Source organism: Serratia sp. BNK-4 (assembly GCF_048685115.1).
GTDB classification, from domain to species: Bacteria; Pseudomonadota; Gammaproteobacteria; order Enterobacterales; family Enterobacteriaceae; genus Serratia; species Serratia bockelmannii.
The window spans coordinates 34,820-41,680 of record NZ_JBLQTM010000002.1 but is presented as its reverse complement, the minus strand read 5'-3'; the positions used below and the strand labels follow the sequence as shown (position 1 = coordinate 41,680).

Below are 6,861 nucleotides of genomic sequence, written 5' to 3'. Positions count from 1 at the left end.
ATCGTTAAACATGTCCTCAAGCTGGGAGAAGTCCGCCGAAGTCAGGCGCTCAACGTCAACAACGTTCATATTGCAAAGGTTCGCGATCATGGCCACTTCATTCTCCAGGTCATTCCCTTTCATCCGGGAGAACTCAATACGGTCACGCACCAGAGGCTCCCGCATGAGCACACTCGTTAACTGGCTGCCGTTTTCGAGGGTCAGCGGGGAGTAAAACTTGATTTCTTTCGTATTGGCTGGATAGCTCATAAAAAACTCCAATAAAAAAGCGGCCCGGAGGCCGCTTGTCAGCGATAAGGAAAGGTTTAAAGGCGGATTTTGGCGGCGATACCGCGCAGCTGATCCACGCCGTTCACGCGGCGAATAAAGCGCTCTGTGTCGATTTCGAACAGCTCCCGGCCTTCAAGGGTTTGCTTGTAGTAGTTGATCGCGATTTCGACCGTTGTCGCCTTCTCAGACAGCGTTTGATTGTCCCGGGCGTCAGGGGTGATCTTCGAGACAAAGCCCTCAATCTCGTCAATCGACCCCAGCGCCCCGCCGTTGCTGAGATAGCCCTCGTAAGCCGCAAAGCGGTTACGGTTGCCCGTCACAAAACCAAAGCGGGACAACATGTCCGCATCGATGCCGTAAAACTTGATCTGACAGGTGAGCGCCTCCATGCCGTCATCCATCGGCGTCGGCGCGTCCTGCGCGCCGGTACGCAGGTCCGTTTTAACAATCGACAGTTCCGGCGGCGTATACTCATGCGCGCCCTGAATACGGAAACCGCCGGCGAAAAACGTCCAGGCCCTTAACGTTGTTGGTTGGCTCATACAGTCCCCAGCTCCTCTACAGCATATTTGTTGTTAATGCGGACCCGCATCGTGATCCGTTCCGTCGGCGACTTTGGCCCAAAATCGTAATCGATATAGACTTCGCCGGCCGCCAGGGTTTCGGCTGTGTTCAACTCCTCATCCAGCCAGGCGCGCCCGCCAAAAATGGCCTTGAGTTTGGTCAATGTGCGCATGTAGGAGTTAATCGTGCCCAGGATGTCATCGATGTTTTCGAGATCCAGCGGGCGATCGACGTACAGCAATACAGTCTCCTGAATGCTGTCCTCGATGACGTCAGCCGTTCGGCGCACAGACTCAAATTGCCATTGCGGATCCTTGATGCAAAGGCGGTTCCCCCAATGGCGAAAACCATCACGGCGGATAATTGTTGTGACGTTTTCCATATTCAGGAGGTTAGCCTGGCAGTTGCGATCGCCGAGAATAAACTCGTCAACCTGTTCAACGCCGAGAATATTGGCGATCGGCTGATTCGACTTACTCCACCACCAGCCCTTTTCCAGGTCGATTTTGGCACGCAGGCCGGCCGCACAGGCGGAGTAAGGGCGAAATGCAATCTCACCGTTGGCCTTCACTTTCGAGACGCGGGGGCGTAACAGCTCAACCCGGGCGCCGTACATCTGGCGGCGGGTCACAACCTCTTGCGGCGTGGCCATCGACTCACAATCCACATAGGCCACTGCACGCAATTTGTTTGCGGCCGTCTCCAGCGCCTTCCCGATCGCGTCATCTTCACTAAACCCCGGGGCAATCAAGATCCGCGGGCGGTAGCCGGTGATTGATTCACTTTGCGACCAGGCACCCATTGCGGCGATCAAGCTGGCCCGGGTATTCACGTCAACATCAAATTTTTGCTCTGTAAGAAGTTTGGCGCCGCCCTCTGTAGTTAAGGCCTCCCCTTTCTCAGTGCTCAGCACGCCGGCGGACTTCCCTTCTTCTTTGTCAGCTGCACGCACGACAATGATCAGCGCGTTCGTTTGATCGGTGATATCCGTGATCGCCTCGCCCAGCGTACCACCAGCACCGAGGGCGCTGAGTTGAGTGCCCCCAATGACGGCAACAGGCGTATTGACAGGAAACGGCTCATCGGTCCCGCCGGTTAACAGGGCAGTGAATGGCGCCACAATCCCCGCCGCCGTCGTTTCTTCGGCCTTGATTTTGCTATCGGCCACGGCATTCACCGCTGTCACCACGTCGGCCGTCGTCGCAGTCACAGCGCCTTTATCATCTGCAGCCAAGATGATCGACAGCACGCCGGCCGCATAGCTGGCCGAGGTTTTCACGCCGGCGGCGCCGGCGACAGCTTCAACACTGTACTGATTACCCTGGCGGCCAGGGTCTACCGCTCTGAATACCAGCTCGTTATCCAGTAACGGCGTCCCGGTCGTCACACTGGCCGGCGAGCCTTTCGACGCGTTCGGCGCCGTTCCCACCAGGCCGATAATCGCGGTCTGAATCGTCGTCACAGCAACAGATCCGCTATTCAGCTCTATCGTTTCAACACCATGTAATTCTGCCATTGTTATCTCCAGGCATAAAAAAACCGCCGGCGGCGGTCAAGGGAGGGGGGTTATTCAGCTGGCAATGGTGGCCAGGGAACATCTGGGGCCTTGTCGAGGCTGATACGGCTCAACATCACGCGGTATTTCTTCCACGCAGCCAGGCGCTGCTCATCGCCGGCGGCAGCAATTCCCGTTTCTGCTGCATCGTTTAGCAATTCGATTTGCCGATCTGCCTGCTGCCGCAGCTGCAGCCTCGTTACCGTCGCTTGTTCTACGGCGGCCCGCTTCATAGCATCCGTATCCGTTACCCATTGCTCACCGTCCCAGCGGTCCCATTGCGACGCCGGCGCGGTAAAGGTGCAATCAGGAGGGAGGACAAAATAAGCATTGGGAACCACCTGGGGACTCCCGTCGGCGGTGTAATACGTCTGCCCTGAACGGTCCTCAATTTGCTGCCAGGCGCCGGCGGTATACAACACAACGTGGCCAGGTTCAGGCGCCGGCGGCGCTTCGGTTACTGCCCACTCAGGAAATGCGGCCAGCTCCATCATGACAAACGGCCGGCCCTGTTCATCCCAATATGTAGCGCCGCGCACGTCGGCCACATACTTCCAGGCTTCCCCGTTCCATATTCCCGCCTGGCCAGCTTTCGGGTTGCACTTCACAGGCGTGCAATTCGCCGGTAAGCCGGTATGCGGTGCAACGTAAAAGTTGAGCGACCCGGTAAAAATGCCTGCATCATCAAAACGGTATACCCATACCCAGCGCGGGCTATCAGAAAATTCAAAACTATCAGTCATGCAAGCCTCACGATGTAGTTAAAAGCGATGTTATCAACGGTATTTTTTGCAGCCCCGAATGCATCGATGCGCAGGCCGTGGCCGTGCGGACCAAGCCAAAGAGAGTGTTTATGAGGCGGAACTCCTTCAATTAGCCCGTAGTCCGTAAACTCTTTTGACTGATCAACTGAATGCCTGTTGCTCGTACCGCCATCCAACGCAGTATTGGACGGATAGGACCGCAGGCGAGGACTATAACCACCGGTTTCATTCGTTTCTCGCGACCCTAAATCAGCCGCATAGACCTCCCCGCTGTGGCCGTGGCTCTTAACCTGCCCCTCTGCCCAGGACAATACGGCGCGATCATCAGGTTTCCCCATAATAGTTAGGCCTCGCATATCTGGAAAAACCCCAGATGGGAAGGCCTGCGCCGTGCGCGGATAGGCGTTTTTATCGAAAGCCTGCCCAACCATGAAGGCATGATCTATCGGTGGGGTATCACCAGAAAAAGGCAGCGGAACGATCGGCTGCAGCTCCTCTATCGCGAACGTACCCGCTTTACTTCTCAGCCCCCCGCTCTGTGTATCAAACTCCCAAATACACTCCATCCCGCTATCACCGATTGCGTGGATAACAGGATGAGCGTGCATATCTGTACCCGGCATAAGGTAGCCAAAGCTAACGGCCGTCGGCCACCCTTTGCCTTTTCGAGTCCCTCGCCCTTTAACCAGGGGGATATAAGTGCTTCCAGGTGTCACGGACCAGTGATAATCAGGCGAATAAAATGGGGCGTGGTTGTCCAATTGCTCCTTGTACATGCCTGCGCCGGCCGGTATGCCGTTCGTGCCGTTTGCCTGGAACATTGGGGCGCCTAGATCCCCCGTCGCTGTGTCGCCCTTCCTGAAGAGATAGCGGGCATCAGCCTCTTCAATCGTCAGCACCGAAATATTGGGGTCAATCTCGAGCACCACGCTTTCGGCATGTACCAGCGGCATAGCAAAGTTCACCACCAGCTCTTTTACGATCGAGTCATTTTGTTCCGGTAAGTAGGTGTCTGGATAGGCGCCATAGGCAATCAGAACGCCGGCGCTACTCATCAGCCCAAACTCCCGAACCACTTTACCCGGGTGCTTACGGGCGTTAATCACCGCCTGGCCGGCAATCATGCCGCTACCCGATTCCCCCTGCGTAAAGGGCACATCCCCAAATTTATTGACCAGTTTGGTTACGGCAGGGTCAGGGGTCACAGAGGCCCCGCCACCATCACCGAACGCGACGATCGGGATAGTGACCACCTCACCGGCCTGATAGGCCGCCTCTATCGCCTCGGCCCCGACGGCGGTTAAAATTAATCCTGCTGCCATTATTCACTCTCCAGTTCAATTACGGCGGCCGTGCAATATCTGTCCGGGTTAGTCAGCCCCAGATTTTTCCCTCGGCCATACTGCAAAATAATGGCCCACCGGGTACTCTCTGGATTTGGTCTTCCCGGGGTGTCTGTGACATACAAATGCCGGTCTGTGTTATCTTGCAGCCATCCATACACCACCATGTTTCCCCACTCGTTCCACAGCGCACCATTACCTCGCGGAGCAAATTCGTTGCTCTTTAGCGATAACTCTTTTTCATGTGGCCAGCGGCCGTTGTTCGACGCCAGAAAAGCAGGCATATCGGCCTGATACATACGCTCGGGGGTTGGTATGAGATAAAGACGCGGATTAATCGTGTGTACCAGTTCGCGGCCTTTGGCGTCAGTTGCAATGATTGACACTTTCCCCGGACCCGTAATGGTTACCGTTCCGTCAGACGCCACCGTAGCCGGGCCATCCGCCCGCCAGGTTATCAGGCCAAAATTGCCTTGCGCCGAGAGGGTATAGGTTGCGCCCTTAAATGATGTCGTCGGGGTAAAATTTGACGTCATCCAGCCATTGATATGCACACCGATAAATTCAAACGGCTGCAAAATCTGGATAGACTCCGACGCAATCATGTAGCCGGCTAAAATCGCCTTACCGTCCAGGTTCCCCTTAAATGTCACATCGAACCAGGAGCGCAAATTCTTACCTTTCATCACCGCGCTTTTCAGGTCCTGCACATCGCCCAACGTGATCGGCCGGTCGTCCTGCGTCACCTCAAGAGAGAACGTGTAAGGCTCCCCCCGTGGCGTCTTTTCGAACCACTCGATAACATCGCTGGCGAACGGCGAGGAGGACAACGACATTTCGATCGCCGCCCGCGTACCTCTATGCCGATGGATATAGGCAGCACGGGCAATAGCCGCCCGTTTCTCCTCCTCCGTCCAATCCGTATTCCAGGTGTCCACGCTGTACTCCCACGCCAGCCACGGCAGCAGCTCAACGGGACATAACGCCGGGTTTTTCACTATCCGGATCAGGTCCGGGATAGAGAGCACCTCTTCAATTGTCGCGCGCTCCAGGGCGCGCTCTGCCGGAATGGCATTGGACGGGAGGAGGGTTTTAAATTTATTCGGCATTGATGATCACCTTACGCAGCGTCACTTTTGAGCATCGCGGCGCCTGCCCCATTCCCATGCCGATATCTGCAGCAGGTGAAAGCAGCTTTACCGTCACTATCCCGGGCTGATGTAAGGCGCGGTCTATGGCCGAACGTGAAACCAGCCGGCCGAGGCGGTGAACAATGGCCAGGTACTTGTCCAGCGCATCCTCCGCCGCTTTCATCACCGTGTCAGTGTCCGGGCCGTAGGGGATCTGGATATCTGCGGTCACTTCAAAATCCACCAGTTCCGCCGGCTTTACCGTGACAAAATCGGTCAGCGGCCGAACCTCTTTTTTATTGACCGCCTCGGCGACCTTCTTCAGCACCTCGGCCGAAGGGATCCCCCCGTTGGTGCGGGACAACACATAGAGATAGACCTCGCCGAGAAGCTGGTGATCTTCAGGGCCGTATGCGCGGACGTCGAGCACATCGGGATCGGCAGACGCGGCAAAAAACGTATACGCATTTTCAGCGCCGGCGGTACTTAAACGGGACCACGCCAGCTGTATTCGGGTACGAAATGCCTCATCATCTTCGAATACCGGTTCAACCGGCGGGACCGCACTCGGATCCCCGGGCTTTATCAGCAGCCGCTCCACATCAAAGTTGGCGCCGATCTGGTCAAGGTCATTCCCTTTCGCGCTGGCCAGCAATACAGCCCGAATGGAGTCATTCATGCCCTGGCGGATCAGCGTTGAGTGATACGCCAGGGCTTCCCCTTGTTTAAAAACGGGGTCAGACTCCAGCAAGGCATCATAAACCGGGTCCAGCTCGCGGAGCCGCGCCAGCCAGCCGGCAAAAATCAGCGCCGGATCGGGCATCTTTACCGCATCGGGTACGGGCAGCTCCGACAGGTTAATCGTTGCGGAATTGGTCGCCATTTATCGTTAGCTCCTCCAAAGTGATCGGGTAGCCCGTTTCTGTGTTGATGCCGTAAATCGTCAGGTCAAATTGCCCGGAGCCGGAAAACTGCACCGTCACCGATTTAACCTGCAGGCGTGGCTCCCAGCGAGCCAGGGCGCCGGCAGTCGCTGCGATGATATGCACGCGAGTGCTTTCGTCCTGGGGATTGTCCACCAGGTCTAACAGGCGGCTCCCGTAATCTCGCACCAGAACGCGACTACCGATCGGCGTTGTCAGAATGTCAAAGACGGACTGGCGCAGGTGCGCTGTCCCGGCCAGGCGCTTGCCGCTGGCCGCATTAACTCCCTGCATATTGCCCCCATAAAAAAA

The 6,861-nt window shown here is 56.4% G+C and carries 8 protein-coding genes; all 8 read right to left on the bottom strand.

All coding sequences use genetic code 11. The annotated features are described in order from the left end of the window. Nucleotides 1-249 (bottom strand): phage tail assembly protein (locus tag ACMGGW_RS24545; RefSeq protein ID WP_420279574.1); only part of this gene is annotated, 249 nt, incomplete at its 3' end. Nucleotides 250-305: 56 nt separating this feature from the next. Beyond that, nucleotides 306-812, bottom strand: coding sequence for a phage major tail tube protein (locus ACMGGW_RS24540; RefSeq protein WP_171884981.1), 507 nt, complete (start codon nt 810-812; stop codon nt 306-308). After that, nucleotides 809-2,350 carry a phage tail sheath family protein gene (locus ACMGGW_RS24535; protein ID WP_265260606.1) on the bottom strand — a complete coding sequence of 514 codons (1,542 nt, stop codon included), beginning with the start codon at nt 2,348-2,350 and terminating at the stop codon, nt 809-811. The genes ACMGGW_RS24540 and ACMGGW_RS24535 overlap by 4 nt, the downstream gene beginning before the upstream one ends. Nucleotides 2,351-2,400: 50 nt before the next feature. Beyond that, a complete protein-coding gene (locus ACMGGW_RS24530; protein ID WP_420279573.1) occupies nt 2,401-3,132 on the bottom strand; it encodes a tail fiber assembly protein in 732 nt (243 codons plus the stop codon). Further along, nucleotides 3,129-4,475: a phage tail protein gene (locus ACMGGW_RS24525; protein ID WP_420279572.1), complete on the bottom strand. Its 1,347-nt coding sequence runs from the start codon at nt 4,473-4,475 to the stop codon at nt 3,129-3,131. Before ACMGGW_RS24525 ends, ACMGGW_RS24530 begins: the two co-directional genes overlap by 4 nt. Then, entirely contained in the window at nt 4,475-5,605 is a 1,131-nt protein-coding gene (locus ACMGGW_RS24520) for a phage tail protein I (RefSeq protein ID WP_420279571.1), read from the bottom strand. The genes ACMGGW_RS24525 and ACMGGW_RS24520 overlap by 1 nt, the downstream gene beginning before the upstream one ends. Continuing rightward, nucleotides 5,595-6,509: a baseplate assembly protein gene (locus ACMGGW_RS24515; protein WP_420279570.1), complete on the bottom strand. Its 915-nt coding sequence runs from the start codon at nt 6,507-6,509 to the stop codon at nt 5,595-5,597. The genes ACMGGW_RS24520 and ACMGGW_RS24515 overlap by 11 nt, the downstream gene beginning before the upstream one ends. Next, on the bottom strand, nt 6,484-6,843 hold the full coding sequence (locus ACMGGW_RS24510; protein WP_420279569.1) for a GPW/gp25 family protein: 360 nt from the start codon (nt 6,841-6,843) through the stop codon (nt 6,484-6,486). Before ACMGGW_RS24510 ends, ACMGGW_RS24515 begins: the two co-directional genes overlap by 26 nt. Between the last annotated feature and the right edge of the window lie 18 nt (nt 6,844-6,861).